This is a genomic window from uncultured Pontibacter sp., from assembly GCF_947495565.1.
Classification (GTDB): Bacteria; Bacteroidota; Bacteroidia; order Cytophagales; family Hymenobacteraceae; genus Pontibacter.
Genome location: NZ_CANLZM010000008.1, coordinates 82,354 through 96,590, shown reverse-complemented (window position 1 = coordinate 96,590; position 14,237 = coordinate 82,354). Strand labels below are relative to the sequence as shown.

At 46.3% G+C, this 14,237-nt stretch carries 13 protein-coding genes; 5 read left to right on the top strand and 8 right to left on the bottom strand.

Annotated elements, in window-relative coordinates:
- The first annotated feature begins 22 nt into the window (after positions 1-22).
- Both Q1B04_RS11655 and Q1B04_RS11650 read left to right on the top strand, forming a co-directional pair.
- Complete coding sequence (locus Q1B04_RS11655; RefSeq protein ID WP_299758990.1) at positions 23-631, top strand: OmpH family outer membrane protein; 609 nt, start codon at positions 23-25, stop codon at positions 629-631.
- 68 nt (positions 632-699) lie between these two features.
- A complete protein-coding gene (locus Q1B04_RS11650; RefSeq protein WP_299758989.1) occupies positions 700-1,734 on the top strand; it encodes an RluA family pseudouridine synthase in 1,035 nt (344 codons plus the stop codon).
- Positions 1,735-1,912: 178 nt separating this feature from the next.
- On the opposite strand, the gene Q1B04_RS11645 is transcribed toward Q1B04_RS11650, so the two are convergent.
- The 8 genes from Q1B04_RS11645 to mazG all read right to left on the bottom strand — a co-directional run bounded on the left by Q1B04_RS11645 (position 1,913) and on the right by mazG (position 10,099).
- Entirely contained in the window at positions 1,913-3,556 is a 1,644-nt protein-coding gene (locus Q1B04_RS11645) for a tetratricopeptide repeat protein (RefSeq protein WP_299758988.1), read from the bottom strand.
- 26 nt (positions 3,557-3,582) lie between these two features.
- Positions 3,583-4,527, bottom strand: coding sequence for a substrate-binding domain-containing protein (locus tag Q1B04_RS11640; protein ID WP_299758987.1), 945 nt, complete (start codon positions 4,525-4,527; stop codon positions 3,583-3,585).
- Positions 4,528-4,885: 358 nt separating this feature from the next.
- Entirely contained in the window at positions 4,886-5,725 is an 840-nt protein-coding gene (locus Q1B04_RS11635) for an energy transducer TonB (protein ID WP_299758986.1), read from the bottom strand.
- 190 nt (positions 5,726-5,915) lie between these two features.
- Positions 5,916-6,746: an energy transducer TonB gene (locus Q1B04_RS11630; protein ID WP_299758985.1), complete on the bottom strand. Its 831-nt coding sequence runs from the start codon at positions 6,744-6,746 to the stop codon at positions 5,916-5,918.
- A gap of 3 nt (positions 6,747-6,749) precedes the next feature.
- On the bottom strand, positions 6,750-7,274 hold the full coding sequence (locus Q1B04_RS11625; RefSeq protein WP_299758984.1) for a biopolymer transporter ExbD: 525 nt from the start codon (positions 7,272-7,274) through the stop codon (positions 6,750-6,752).
- Positions 7,275-7,292: 18 nt separating this feature from the next.
- A complete protein-coding gene (locus Q1B04_RS11620) occupies positions 7,293-7,898 on the bottom strand; it encodes a biopolymer transporter ExbD (RefSeq protein ID WP_299758983.1) in 606 nt (201 codons plus the stop codon).
- A gap of 24 nt (positions 7,899-7,922) precedes the next feature.
- The gene (locus Q1B04_RS11615) at positions 7,923-8,789 is read right to left on the bottom strand and encodes a MotA/TolQ/ExbB proton channel family protein (protein ID WP_299758982.1); all 867 of its coding nucleotides are present in this window, start codon (positions 8,787-8,789) and stop codon (positions 7,923-7,925) included.
- Between the two features lie 500 nt (positions 8,790-9,289).
- Positions 9,290-10,099 carry a nucleoside triphosphate pyrophosphohydrolase gene (mazG, locus tag Q1B04_RS11610; RefSeq protein ID WP_299758981.1) on the bottom strand — a complete coding sequence of 270 codons (810 nt, stop codon included), beginning with the start codon at positions 10,097-10,099 and terminating at the stop codon, positions 9,290-9,292.
- Positions 10,100-10,543: 444 nt separating this feature from the next.
- Between mazG and glmM the strand changes: the two genes are divergently transcribed.
- The 3 genes from glmM to Q1B04_RS11595 all read left to right on the top strand — a co-directional run bounded on the left by glmM (position 10,544) and on the right by Q1B04_RS11595 (position 13,907).
- On the top strand, positions 10,544-11,935 hold the full coding sequence (gene glmM, locus Q1B04_RS11605) for a phosphoglucosamine mutase (protein ID WP_299758980.1): 1,392 nt from the start codon (positions 10,544-10,546) through the stop codon (positions 11,933-11,935).
- Positions 11,936-12,083: 148 nt separating this feature from the next.
- Positions 12,084-13,226, top strand: coding sequence for a cysteine desulfurase family protein (locus Q1B04_RS11600; protein ID WP_299758979.1), 1,143 nt, complete (start codon positions 12,084-12,086; stop codon positions 13,224-13,226).
- Between the two features lie 93 nt (positions 13,227-13,319).
- On the top strand, positions 13,320-13,907 hold the full coding sequence (locus Q1B04_RS11595; RefSeq protein WP_299758978.1) for a TIGR00730 family Rossman fold protein: 588 nt from the start codon (positions 13,320-13,322) through the stop codon (positions 13,905-13,907).
- Positions 13,908-14,237 lie beyond the last annotated feature (330 nt).

The window sequence follows — 14,237 nt, the reverse complement described above, 5'->3', positions numbered from 1 at the left end:
TACTTATTAACCAACCCAACCAATGATGAACAAGATTAAATTATTAGTAGCAGCGTTCTTTCTGATCAGCTTTGCGTCTTTCGCACAAAGCAACGACCAGCCGCTTAAAATTGGTTATACAAACGTAGAGTATATTCTTTTGCAGTTGCCAGAGAGCAAGCAAATAGAGTCTGATTTGAAAACGCATAGCGCTCAGTTAGAGAACCAGCTGAAAACAAAATACTCTGAGTATGAAACAAAGCTGCAGGCATACGAGAAAGGTGCAGCCACTATGGATGCCACTATCCGTGAAGATAAAGAGAAAGAACTGATGGGTTTGAACAACTCTATCCAGGAATTTCAGCGCAACGCACAGATGTCTTTGCAGCAAAAGGAGAAATCTCTTGTAGATCCAATCATCACGAAGATCGATAAAGCTATCAAAGATGTAGCAAAAGAGAATGGCTATACTTATGTTATCAGCAACCAGGCATTGCTTGCCGGCCCTGAGGACGGTGATATCTCTCCGCTTGTACTGAAGAAGCTTGGCGTAGACCCAGCTAAAGCACAGCAGACTCCGGAGCCGGCTGCTGCTAAGCCAGCAACAAAGCCAGCGGCTACACCTGCTAAAGGCAACAAGAAAAAGAACTAAGCAAAATATTTTCTATTGTTTGGAAAGCCGTTGTGTATACTTCGGCTTTCTTTTTTTATGGTAATACCGTGGTAGAATACACAGAAACAGAAAGTACAGAAGACTCAGACGAACTCTATGAGCACCACCGCATAGTGGTGGATAAAGGGCAGGCGCAGCTTCGGGTAGATAAATTCCTGATGGATCGTTTGCCAAATGTAACCCGTAACAAGTTGCAGGGTGCTATACGCTCAGAGGCGGTGCAGGTAAACCAGAAGCCGGTAAAGGTAAGCTATAAAGTAAAGCCGCTGGACGTAATTACAATTACCCTGGCAGAACCTCCTCGCGATACAGACATCGTACCGGAGGATATTCCGCTTAACATACTTTACGAAGACGAGGAGCTGCTGCTGGTAAATAAGCCCGCAGGCATGGTTGTGCACCCTGCTTACAACAACTGGAGCGGCACGCTTGTAAACGCACTGACATACCACCTGCAAAACCTGCCTACTCACCGCAACGGAGAGGGAAGGCCGGGCCTGGTGCATCGTATCGACAAAGATACTTCCGGCTTGCTTGTTATTGCCAAGACAGATTATAGTATGGCTTACCTGGCCAAGCAGTTTTACGACCATAGTATAGAGCGTACCTATTACGCCTTGGTGTGGGGAGTGCCTAAAGAGCAGGAGGGAACCATTACAGGCCATGTTGGGCGAAGCGCGAAAGACCGTAAGTTTATGGCTGTTTACCCTGCCGGAGATTATGGCAAGCATGCTGTGACGCATTATAAGGTGCTGCGGAGCTTCCGGTATGTTTCGTTGGTGCAATGCAACCTGGAGACAGGCAGAACCCACCAGATAAGGGCGCACATGAAGCACATCGGGCACCCGCTCTTTTCTGATGCTACCTACGGCGGTGATAAAATACTTTACGGAACGCCAAACGGAAGCTACAAATCATTTGTTGAAAATGCTTTTAAACTTATACCACGGCAAGCGTTACATGCTAAGTCTTTAGGGTTTCTGCATCCTTCCACAAAAGAATTTATACATTTTAACTCTGATTTGCCAGAAGATTTAAACGCTGTGCTAGAGAAGTGGGAGCTATATGCAGAGCAGCTTTAAAACCTGAACCTATACTTTCGTTTCAAGTATTAAGCGAAGAGTTAGTCGCAATTGTTTATGCATATGCAGACTGTGAAGATTACCTTCCGCTGCATTAGGTATAGGGTATAAAACAGAAAACCCGCTACAGTTACAGTTACTGTAGCGGGTTTTCTGTTTTATACTTATAAGAAGGAGATTACTTCTTACGTGGTGTTTTAGAGATTTCTCTAAGAGCGGCTTCTGCCTGTGGGTTGCTAGGGTCAAGGCTTTTAACCTCAGTCCAGTACTTCACGGCATTGTCTCTCTCTCCTTTAAGGTAGTAGTAGTAGCCTAAGTATGAGTTAGCCTCGATAAGGTCTCTCTTATACTTCTCTTTCTCTCCACCAGCTTTGTTGATGAACTCCTCGTAGTATGGCTTTGCTAATCCTTTGTCAGTCTCAGGGTCCTGGCTGGCGTTAGCACGCGCTCTCCAAAGGTAACCATATGCGTAATCAGCGTTAGCTTCAACTACCTTGGCATAAGTGCTGTCTGCCTTAGAGAAAAATTCATTTGCTTTGGAAGCGTTACCGCTGGCAGCGTTTTCCTCTCCGGCCATCATATAGATGTTGCCCATGTAGTAATAATCAGAGTTGCTTGGCTCTACGTTTTCACGCTTACGGTCATAAACCTCAATAGCTTTGTCGTACTGGTTATTACGGGCGTAAGCGTTTGCAAGCTCAGCATACAGCTCAACGTTAGCATTGTTCATCTGCAGCGCCTTCTCCAGGTTCTCAATTGCCTTTTGAGGCTGATTGTTCTTAGCTAAGATGCGGCCAAAATACTCATAATCCTGAGCGATCAGTTTGCTTTGGTCAGCCTTTTGCATGTGAGTTTCCATAGCCTGCAAAGCTTGCTGCGGCTGGCCTAGCTCTAAGTATGAATAAGCTCTCAAGCGATTCATTACCATGTTGTCTGGCTGCTGCTGCAGTACGGCCTCTGCTGTTTTCAGTGCCTGATCATAGTTCTTAGTCAGGAACAGGAAAGACGCATACTTCGCTTTTGTATCTGGCGTATCCTCTGCCATATCTACATACTTTTGGAAGGTAGATAAAGCTTTGTCATACTGACCTGCAAAGTAATAAAGCTCGCCAAGGTCACGATATGCCGGGGCAAAGTTAGGGTCAATTTCAATTGCTTTCTGAAATGCCTGCTCAGCCTCGTTATAGTTACGGGAGCTGGTGTAAAGCTGGCCACGCTTCAGGTAAGCGTTTGCGTACTGCTCATCCAACTGGATAGCTCTGTCGTAGCTAGACATTGCCTGGCCCCCGTTTTTAAGCGCAAGGTAAGCATCACCCATAATTACGTTCGCCACAGCGTTTTTATTGTCACGCTCAAGCGACTGCTTTAAATAGCTAATGCCTTTGTTGATTTGCTCTTCAGTAGCGTTAGGTGCATTTACAAACGCCTCGCCAACCATAGCAAGTACATAAGAATCTTTCTTGCCTCGGCCGCTAAGCGCATCATCAAAGTGCTGCTCTGCTTTAGCCTGGTTCCCCTGCTGCAGTGCAATCTTACCTAAACCTACGTGGTTGATGTAAGACTTTTTATTTGCTGCAATACCCTGATTAAAGTAGTATGCCGCAGAATCTGGCATATCAGTGCGCAGATAAATATCGCCAAGTGCGAAGTAAGCATTATCTGCTGTGTTTTTGCTTTTCAGCTGAGACTTATAAATAGATTTAGCTTCTTCATAGCGCTCAAGGTCAACGGCGTTTCTTCCTGCATCACCTGTTTGCGCAAACGCTGCAGTAGCAGGGAAAGCAGCCGCCATCAAAGCGATGTACTTCCAGTTATTTGTCATTGTATTATAGTTTAGTTGTTGCGATTTTAATTGTCTCCCAGGCTAACTACCCGAACTGGCATTGTAGCCGGCACAAGGCCCGACTTCAGGATAAGGCGTTGCCCTTTGTCACTGGCTACATAAGATGCAAAACCTGTGCCAAGTCCTGAACGCCCCTCAGTACTAATGATATAGAGGAAACGGCGAAGCGGATATGCCTCCTGAGCAATGTATGCCTGGTAAGGCTGGTAATAACTTTCTGTGGTTACAGGTGCCGCTTCTTTGCTTATACCCAACACCTTGATTCTATTAAGAAAACCTACGGCTGTTGAGTCATCCAAGTCGCTTACCCAGTTTATACCAATCACACCCAAGGCGTTTTTGTTTTCCTCTACATAATCTATCAAAGCTTTATGCGAGTTTGATGCAAACGTATTAGCTGGCAGATTATTGCCGGTAATTAAAGAGTCTCGTACGTAACGCGCTGTGCTGGAGTTGTTGTTGTCAAAAACAATTGTGATATCACCCAAAGTAGATTCCTCGTCCAGCTCTTGCCAGCTTTTAACCTGCCCGTTGAAGATCTGCTTCAGCTCGTCCATAGTTAGAAGCGTGTCTGGGTTCTGCTTATTAGTGATAATGGCTATAGCGTCAATTGCGATTCTGGTAACGCGGGGCACCCTGTTTTGTTTTTCAAACACTGCTTTTTCGTCGGCAGTAAGCTCTCGCGAAAGTATGGCGATCTTGGTGCTGTCGTTCAGCAGGTCATTTATTACCTGCCCTTCTGCCTTATAGGCTGCATTGATGTTGGCATACTTGTAGATGCCTTCAAACGTGTTAACCTCTGATTCTATGATTGGCTGAAAGGACTCATCAACGCTTATGCTGATAGTGCCGGTTGTGGGGGTATCAAGCTGAGTGGTTGGGTCGCTGCCACAGCTAGTGAGAGCCACAATGCCTGCAAAGGCCGCTATGCTTATTGTTTTAATCTTCATATCTGTTTCTGTTAGATTTCGTGCTATTGTATACTCTTACAAATCTAACAATTCCATATAATATGAGAATTCCCCCCAAGGCATATTTCATGGTGTCAGGAATGTCTAAATTCATGGTATCTCCTGCAAACATGATAAAGATACCCATACAGATGTACAGCAAAGTCATGAAGATGCCGAAGATACGTGCAAACTTTGCAAACATACTTTGTGTTTGCCTTTCATTTTCTCTCCTTGGTCTTAGCATGTGCTGTCAGTTTGTTTAACCCTTAAAAATAAGGCTATTGCTAATAAAAAGAAAGCAGAAGCATACAAAAGTAACTTGCTGCCTCTGCTTTCCTAAATTTTATTTACTGTCTTATTGAATTTTAAACTTAATCGGGAGCGTATATCTTACAGGTACGGCCCGTCCGTTTTGCCTGCCAGGTTCCCACCTAGGCATACTTTCTATTACTCTGCTTGCCTCTTGCTCCGTTCCAAAACCAAGCCCTTTCAGTACGGCTACATCCGAGATGTTACCATTGGCTGCCACCACAAACGTTACTACTACAGTGCCTTCTATGCCGTTGCTCTGTGCCTCGTGTGGGTAGCGCAGTTTTCGGCCAAGGTACTGCATCAGTGCGTCAGTGCCTCCTTTAAATTGCGGCATTTGGTCTACATGTACAAAAGGTTCTGATGTTGCCGGTTCTGTTCCTGTACCTTCTTCTATGCCTGTTGGCGGGCTATCAGATAAAGTAACCGATGGAACTTCTGGAGCGGCGCCTTCTATCTTTTCTGTCCCGATGTTGGCCTTCGCTAAGTCTTCCTGGTTAGGTACTGTCTCTGTTAGCGGAGTTGCATCGTCCACCACCTTAATGCTGGTATACTTTTCAGTTGCCACATTTTTCTCAGATGCAGGTGTCGGTGCTACTGCAGCAGCGGCCGGTTCCGGCTTGGGTTTTGGTGGCTCAGGAAGTATAATAGTTACCGGCTCTACTACGGTATAAATGGGTTTCACATACTTTACTGGCTCACTGAAAAACAGCGTTTCCACCAGTGGGCCGACTAGTGCCCCGGAAAAGGTTGCTATGGCTAATGTTGATGCCAATAACATATGCTTACTATACTTCCTGCGCAGGTAGTAGGCTCCATACGCTTTGTTTCGCCCTCTGAACACAATGTCGTTGAAGGTCATGTTTAAGAAATAGCTCTTTTCCATGGGCTGTAAGGTTTATGTGAAAAAATAGTTAAGGCATTTTGGTAGGTATTTTGTGTAAGGGATTATGTTTTGTTTTCTTAATATACGGATTTTTGCATAAACAGTATGCATGCTGAGTATTTTATTTTTGAGCATAAAAAAGCCCCACCAATTAGATTGGCGGGGCTTTTTATATAATAAGCTTTGTTGCTTACTTAATAGTAAATCGTACTGGAAGTGTGTAACGCACTGGTACAGCTCTACCGTTCTGCTTGCCCGGAGTCCACTTTGGCATCGTTTTCACAACACGTACAGCTTCTTCGTCGGTGCCTGCTCCAAGGTTTTTAACAACCTGGATATCGGAGATCTCTCCTGATTTGCTTACTACAAACGATAGTACTACTAGGCCTTCAACTCCGGCACGCTGTGCAGCTGCTGGGTAGCGAATGTTTTTACCTAAATACTTCATCATTTCCATCTCACCACCCGGGAAGGTTGGCATCTGTTCAACGTAAGTATAAGGCTTTTCTTCTACTACTTCTGCTACTACATCGCTTGTACCGTCGATCTCACCTAAGTCGAGAGGTGCGTCTTTAGAACCTTCTACGGTTTCTATACCCGCATCAATCTCGTCAAGTACGTCCACATCCGGAATCTCTTCCTCTTCCACAACTTCGTTATCACGCTTCACTACCGGTGGCGTATACTTTACAGTAGCACGCACTGGTGGTGGTGGTGGCGGAAGATCTGGCGGCGGCGGTGGCGGCGGTGGCGGCGTAGCCTCATCTAATGGTGGTGGTGGGGCCAAGTCTACTTCTGTTACAATTCGCTCTACCACTTGTTCTTCACTTTGGTCGCCTTTAATCAGTTTAGTGATCAAAGGAATACTAATGAAAAGGAAGAACAATACAATCGCTACAATAGCGGCAATTGTGATATGCTTGTTGTAAAGTCTGCGAAGTAGGTAGGCACCGTACGCTCTGTTTCGTCCTTCAAAGACGATATCATCAAGCGATGCTTTTGCTAACTTACTTGCGTCCATATCTTAATTTCCAATTTGTTCTTGTACCAGTTGCTTGTCATCATCGGCAATTTCTACCATTGCAAACTTCTTGGTATCAGTTATTTTTAATTCATCCAGAATGTCCACCATGTTCTTATAGCGGGACCCTTCCATTGGCTTCACCATTACGGTCATCTTGTCGTTAGATTTCACTTGCGGTGAAGTCAGAACTTTACGAATACCGTCTGATGCGTAGCTCGACTCGATTACCTCCGGATTATCTTCAGCAAGACCGAAGTAGTAGTAGATCTCATCGTCATCGCCAAGTATAATCGTCATCGCGTTACTGGCTTTCAGAGCTATCTGTTCTTCTTCGTTCTCAGGCTTCACAGGCATGTTGATTTCCATGGTCTGTGGCTTGTTGAAAGTCGTGGTAAGCATGAAGAATGTAATCAGAAGGGCAGCAAGGTCTACCAGTGGAGTCATGTCGATTTTAGTCGACGAACGTTTGGCGCGTTTTTTACCTCCTTTGCCGGAGTCGCCGCCTTGTTCTTGCATTTCTGCCATAGTCTTTCTCCTTTCTAATTATAAATTCGTTGGCTTGGCTTCCATGTCAGTAATCAGGTTAAACCTGTTTACTTTTCTTTCCTGCAGGATATCGATTACTCGCTGAACTGTTGGGTAATCTGCATCTTGGTCACCTTTGATAGCGATAACTACTTTTGGGTTTGTCAAGCGTGTCTGCAGTACCCAGTCACCAAGCTCGTTACGAACTGAGTCAATTGGAATACCTGGCTGGTTTACCTCCTTGCGTGCAGATGACTCCATGGCTAGGATAGACTTAAGCTGGCTCATTGGAACACCGAAGTTGCTAAGAAGAGAGAACGTTCTCCTTTCTTCCTCCGTGAATCCTATGCCATACTTGCCCGCCATTTTGTCAAGTAGCGCTTCCTTTGTTTGCTGCCCATCAACTCCAAAGAACACTCGGCTATCTTTATCTATTGTAATAGTAATTACGTTAGTATCCGGGATTTTGATCTCTGACGCCGATGAAGGCGTGTCTACTATAACAGCCTCGTCAGGACGGGCTGTTGCAGTCAGCATAAAGAAAGTAACCAGCAAGAAGAATAAGTCCACCATTGGCGTCATGTCCAATGAGGGGTTTTTCCTTTTTACTTTTACTTTAGGCATTTTATTTTATTAAAACGGTTTAACTTAAACAGTTTGAGGTCTTGTAGTTGGAGTTTCGTGCTGTGCCGTGAAAGTAGACACCATGCTGAAACCAGCCTCATCGATGCTGTAAGTAAGCTCGTCGATTTTGCTTGTAAAGTAGTTGTAAGCGATGATCGCGATAGTAGAACCTGTAATACCCAGGGCCGTGTTGATAAGGGCCTCAGAGATACCGTTTGCAAGAGCTACTGAGTCAGGAGCACCTGAAGTTGCAAGAGCCGAGAAGGCCTTAATCATACCAAGTACTGTACCGATCAGACCAACCAGTGTAGAGATAGAGGCGATAGTTGAAATAACTACCAGGTTTTTCTCCAGCATTGGCAGCTCAAGAGAAGTAGACTCTTCGATTTCCTTCTGGATAGCGGCTACTTTCTCAGCTTTCAGTAACTCTGGCTCGTTCTGCATTTCTTTGTACTTCAGCAGGCCAGCCTTTACTACGTTTGCAACAGAACCTTTCTGAGAGTCGCAGGCAGCGATAGCGCCGTTGATGTCACGCTGGTTCAGTTTTGCAGAGATGTTACGTACGAACTCAGCAACACTCTTAGTACCTTTTGCTTTACCGATAGTAAGTGCACGCTCGATAGCGAAGATGAATACCATCAAGTTAAGAGAAAGAAGGATTGGTACTACCCATCCACCTTTGTAAACGATGCCAAGATAGTTGCCCGGAAGCGGGTGATTGTTTGGATCATTGCCTTCGAAGTTGGCAGGGTTGCCAAAAACGAACATATAGATAAGCACACATGCTATCAAGGCTACCGGAATAACGATGGTTGCAAATAGAGAGCCTACCGGGCTAGGTTGCTTCTCTACATTAGCATTCTTGCTCACTACTGCAGTCTTTTTTTCCATTTTGATTAAAATTTAAAGTTTAGCTGTTTGTGTTGTAATAAAAAAAAGTTGTGTAAGTATAAAATGTAATTGTTTCGCTTTTAGTTCTTTATTGAAATTGCAATTTCCGATTTTTCTAAACTTTTCCAAATTAAATTAGGCCGGAAAATTTAGATAAAAGCCAAAATCTGCTGCTTTAGCTGCCTAAATTTAAGCTTTTATCTTTCAGGATTCCAAATCCATGCTGCAGCAATATCGCAAATTATCAATTATCAAGTTACTTTCAAAGTATAAACACCGAAGCTTACGGTACTTAGTTTGCTCTCCCGTTTCGCATCAGTTTACTCCACCAGGGGGTGAAATGGGGAATGTGGGGCGGCATGTTGGCCTGCTCTTTACTTTTATTAAATAAACACGCCTGCTAATACACACTGCTTTACGCTCTTTAAGCTGCTTTTTCTCTTTACTGTAAAGAAAAGCGCATTAAATATAAACAATAATTCTTTATTCGGTGCGTGTGCCTACAGCTTTTTTGCCTGGTTCCAATAAAAATCCATTTCCTGCAAGGTCATGTCCTGTAGTTGCTTTCCGTCTTTGGCAGCTTCTGTCTCAATAAACTGGAAGCGGGAGATAAACTTAAGGTTTGTGCGTTCCAGCGCCTCTTCTGGGTTTATGCCGGCAAAGCGGGCAAAATTAATGAGCGAAAACAGTAAATCGCCGAACTCGGCCGTGGCTTTTTGCTGGTCTATGGCGGCAGGATCCTCTATGTTAAACTCACTTGCGAACTCGTTTAGTTCCTCCTCCACCTTAGCCCATACTTGCGATTTGTCGTCCCAGTCAAAGCCAACGCCGCGGGCTTTCTCCTGTATGCGCATCGCTTTTACCAATGCAGGCAGCGATTGAGGTACTCCTCCCAGCACAGATTTGTTGCCTTCTTTTAGCTTTAGCTTCTCCCAGTTCTGCTTTACTTCCTCCTCACTGTCGGCTTTGGTGTCGCCGTAAATGTGTGGGTGGCGGAAGATGAGTTTCTCGCACTGCGCATTTAGTACGTCGGCTATGTCAAAGGCGCCTTTCTCGGCGGCAATTTTGGCGTAAAATACCAGGTGCAGCATTATGTCGCCGATCTCTTTCTTTACCTCCTGCAGCTCTCCTTTCAGGATGGCGTCAGAGAGTTCGTAGGTTTCTTCAATGGTCAGGTGGCGCAGGCTTTCCATTGTTTGCTTTTGATCCCAGGGGCATTTTTCGCGCAGGTCGTCCATCACATCCAGCAGGCGGCTAAAGGCCTCGAGCTGGCGATGGCGCATGTTATTACCAGGTTGTAAAGTAGTCATAAAGGCAAAGATACTAAATAATTAACGTATGTGGTTCGGCCAAAGCAAGGCTTAACCCTCTATTAACCCTGAAGTGATTTCTGAAGTCACCGGCCTGCGCCTTTCCTTAAAAAAAACGGTGGTGTTGAGTATAGATATGCTGAAAGCAAGTATAAACAGGTTTGCCGTTGCTGTGGTATTAGCAGGCTTGGCGGTTGGTTAATCAGCCATTAAAAATCTTCCGCTGTAAACAATGGTATCAATCTTAAATAGACAATAGTTTGGAGGCCGAGAACGGAGAGTAAAGTTTAGCGCCTTTCCGGATTAGCTGTTGAATGTTCTATACAAGGTTTTTGCGCTGCGTGCTTCCCGCTACGTATTTTTCGGCTTGCCACAATACCAAATTATCCCGCTGGAAGTATAAGTAAAATTACTACTTTTGCCTGAGTAATAAATATACGAACAGTGGCTTTAATAAAATCGATTTCAGGAATACGTGGCACGATAGGCGGACAGGCTGGTGAAGGACTTACCCCTGTGGATGTAGTTAAGTTTTCTGCTGCTTTCGGAACCTGGGTGCTTCAGAACACCGACAAAAAAACAATTATAGTTGGCCGTGATGCACGCCTTTCCGGCGACATGGTGAACAAGCTTGTGTGCGCTACGCTGCAAGGCTTAGGGATAGATGTGGTGGATGTAGGGCTATCTACCACGCCAACCGTGGAGATGGAGGTGCCGGCGCTAGAGGCTGGAGGCGGTATCATACTTACAGCAAGCCATAACCCAAAACAATGGAATGCGCTGAAACTACTCAATCATAAAGGAGAGTTTATTTCTGATGCCGAAGGTAAGCTTATGCTGGAGATCGCGGAGAAAGAAGCTTTCGAGTTTGCGCAGGTAACAGAGCTTGGCAAGTATACGCAGAGCGAAGATGCGCTGGAGAAGCACATCAAAACCATACTTGACCTGCCGCTGGTAGACGTGGAGGCCATCAAAGCCAAAAACTTCAGCGTAGCGGTAGATGCCGTAAACTCAAGCGGTGGTTTTGCCGTGCCGATGCTGCTGGAAGCGCTTGGTGTGAATAAGATTGAAAAACTGTTCTGCGAGCCAGACGGAAACTTTGCCCACAACCCGGAGCCGCTCCCAGAAAACCTGCGCGAAATATCGAAGGTAATCGAGAAAGGCAAGTTTGATTTGGGTATTGTGGTAGACCCGGATGTAGACCGTTTGGCGTTGGTAAACGAAGACGGCAGCATGTTCGGCGAAGAGTATACCTTGGTAGCCGTAGCGGATTATATACTTAAGAACAAAGTAGGCAACACCGTATCTAACCTTTCCTCTACCCGCGCCCTGCGCGACGTTACCGAGAAAGCCGGCGGCGAGTATTATGCAGCCGCAGTAGGCGAGGTGAACGTGGTAAACATGATGAAGGAGCAAAACGCCATCATCGGGGGCGAGGGCAACGGCGGTATTATTTACCCGGAGCTGCACTATGGCCGCGATGCGCTGGTAGGTATCGCCCTCTTCCTGACGCACCTGGCTAAATCAGGGATGAGCATGACGCGCCTGCGTGCCAGCTATCCTAACTATTACATCTCCAAAAATAAAATCGAGCTGACTCCGGATGTAAACGTGGACGAAGTGCTGCACCAGATGGAGGACCGTTACGCCAAGCAGCCGATCAATACCATTGATGGCGTTAAGATTGAGTTTGACAAGGAGTGGGTGCACCTGCGCAAGTCCAACACCGAGCCTATCATTCGTATTTACGCCGAGAGCGATAGCAATGCCACCGCTGAGCACCTGGCCAATAAAATTATTGCGGACATCAAAGAGATCATCTCTGCCAAAGCATAAGTATAATGTGTTGTTGCTGCTGTCATAAAAACAATGAGTAACGCACCGTGTTGCGCCACTGGTAGGAGAATGTTCCTGTCTCTGGCGCAACTTTTTTTTATACTTTAGTGGTTGATTTAAGAATAGAATAAAAAATCAGTTTAAGAATATGCGTGTTTATTTAGACAATGCTGCCACCACACCTCTGGATAAAGAGGTTTTTGATGCCATGGCTCCGTTTATGCTGGAGCATTTCGGTAACCCTTCCTCCATCCACTCGCATGGGCGCGAGGTGAGGGCAGCCATCGAGAAAGCACGCAAAACGGTGGCGGGCTTAATAAATACATCTCCTGCCGAGGTGTTCTTTACCTCCGGCGGCACCGAGGCCGACAACGCTGCACTAATCTGCACGTGCCGCTCGCTGGGCATTAAGCACGCCATTTCTACCAAGCTGGAGCACCATGCGGTGCTGCACACCATGGAGCTGCTCGAGAAACAGGAAGGCGTACAGGTGAGCTACCTGCGCCACGATGAGCGCGGCAACCTGGACCTGGAGCACCTGGAGGAACTGCTGGCAAACCAACCGCAAACATTGGTGTCGGTCATGCATGCCAACAACGAAATCGGTAACCTGAACAACATAGAAGCCATCGGGGAGATCTGCCGCAAGTATAATGCGCTGTTCCACTCGGACACCGTGCAGACGATGGGCCACTACAAGCACGACGTGCAGCAGCTGGGCGCAAACTTTATTGTAGGCTCGGCGCATAAGTTCCATGGGCCAAAAGGTGTTGGGTTCTTGTATTGCGATGGCGGCACTAAAATTCAGCCCCTGATCCAGGGCGGGGCGCAGGAGCGTAACATGCGCGGCGGCACCGAGAACGTGTACGGTATTATTGGCCTAGCCAAGGCGTTGGAAATTGCCTACCGCGATATGGAGGAGCACACCACATATATCCAAGGGCTTAAAGACCGCATGATCTATAAACTGCGCGAGCAGATGGAGGATGTGAGCTTTAACGGGATGTCGGAGTTTGGTGACAAAAGCCTATATACGGTGCTGAACGTGAACCTGCCGGCTTCGCACATTAACGAAATGCTGCTGTTTAGCTTGGATATCAATAAGATATCAGCATCCGGCGGCAGTGCCTGCAGCAGCGGGGCCAACACCGGCTCGCATGTGTTGCGCGCGCTAAATGTAGACCCAACTCGCGGCTCGGTGCGTTTCTCTTTCAGCAAGTATAACACACCCGAAGAGATAGATTATGCCGCTGCCACACTAGCTAAAATGTATAAAAAGGAGCTGGCCTAAACCAAGGATAGTTTACTTGAAGTATAAATTCAAAGGCTCTGGCAGTTTTGCCGGAGCCTTCTTTAGTTACATCACATTCTAATCAGTTAACAGATGAGTATAAAAAGTATAGCTGTGTTCTGCGGAGCCAGTGCCGGCCATAAAAGTATGTATGCAGAAGCGGCCACAGCACTGGGGCAGCTTATGGCCGAGCAAGGCATTAAGCTGGTGTTTGGTGGCGGAAAAGTAGGGTTGATGGGCACCATTGCCGATGCCATACTTGCTGCCGGCGGCGAGGCCGTTGGGGTTATCCCGCAGAGCCTCGTTGATCGCGAAGTGGCGCACACCGGGCTAACGGAGCTGCACGTGGTAAAAACTATGCACGAGCGTAAAGCGCTGATGGCGGCACAGTCGGATGCGTTTATTGCGATGCCGGGCGGCTTTGGAACGCTCGACGAGATCAACGAAATCATCACCTGGAACCAGCTGGGTATCATCCGGAAGCCTGTGGCGTTTTACAATGTAGGAGGTTACTTTGATGCGTTTATGCAGCAGGTGGCGCTCGGTGTGGCAGAAGGATTCATCCAGCCTGCATATCAGAAGAGCCTGATTGTAGAAGCTGAGGCAAGTGTACTGCTCGAAAAGCTGGGCAAGTATGCCGCTGCCTGTGCCAAAGACTGGGTAGACGCTGAGCGAATTTAATTACTGGTTATACAGGCTGCTCAAAATACCTGCTGCGAGTTTAGGCTAGCGAGCTCGTGGCTTTGTATGGTGTTGAGTTTTTAACTCAACTAGGGCGGAGGACCAAATAGAATAGGCGAGCAAAATTTCGCGGAGTGTTTTTTAAAAACATACTTTTCTGTTCCACAGAAAGCAAGTCGAAAGCTTTCAGTCGTTTTTACCACAAGGTACGCTGCGCTAAACTTGCGGCAATTTAAAGTATAGCGGCAGATTACTGTTACATAAAAAGGCCGCTGCATTTATACTTGCAGCGGCCTTTCATACTTTGCAGAGATCTCTGCGTCTTTAAAT

Excerpts from the sequence above, each read along its gene's own strand:
- Q1B04_RS11645 (WP_299758988.1), bottom strand. The coding sequence starts at position 3,556 with ATGACAAATAACTGGAAGTACATCGCTTTGATGGCGGCTGCTTTCCCT.
- Q1B04_RS11655 (WP_299758990.1), top strand. The coding sequence starts at position 23 with ATGATGAACAAGATTAAATTATTAGTAGCAGCGTTCTTTCTGATCAGC.
- Q1B04_RS11595 (WP_299758978.1), top strand. The coding sequence starts at position 13,320 with ATGAGTATAAAAAGTATAGCTGTGTTCTGCGGAGCCAGTGCCGGCCAT.
- Q1B04_RS11600 (WP_299758979.1), top strand. The coding sequence starts at position 12,084 with ATGCGTGTTTATTTAGACAATGCTGCCACCACACCTCTGGATAAAGAG.
- Q1B04_RS11625 (WP_299758984.1), bottom strand. The coding sequence starts at position 7,274 with ATGGCAGAAATGCAAGAACAAGGCGGCGACTCCGGCAAAGGAGGTAAA.
- Q1B04_RS11620 (WP_299758983.1), bottom strand. The coding sequence starts at position 7,898 with ATGCCTAAAGTAAAAGTAAAAAGGAAAAACCCCTCATTGGACATGACG.
- mazG (WP_299758981.1), bottom strand. The coding sequence starts at position 10,099 with ATGACTACTTTACAACCTGGTAATAACATGCGCCATCGCCAGCTCGAG.
- Q1B04_RS11615 (WP_299758982.1), bottom strand. The coding sequence starts at position 8,789 with ATGGAAAAAAAGACTGCAGTAGTGAGCAAGAATGCTAATGTAGAGAAG.
- Q1B04_RS11630 (WP_299758985.1), bottom strand. The coding sequence starts at position 6,746 with ATGGACGCAAGTAAGTTAGCAAAAGCATCGCTTGATGATATCGTCTTT.
- Q1B04_RS11640 (WP_299758987.1), bottom strand. The coding sequence starts at position 4,527 with ATGAAGATTAAAACAATAAGCATAGCGGCCTTTGCAGGCATTGTGGCT.
- Q1B04_RS11635 (WP_299758986.1), bottom strand. The coding sequence starts at position 5,725 with ATGGAAAAGAGCTATTTCTTAAACATGACCTTCAACGACATTGTGTTC.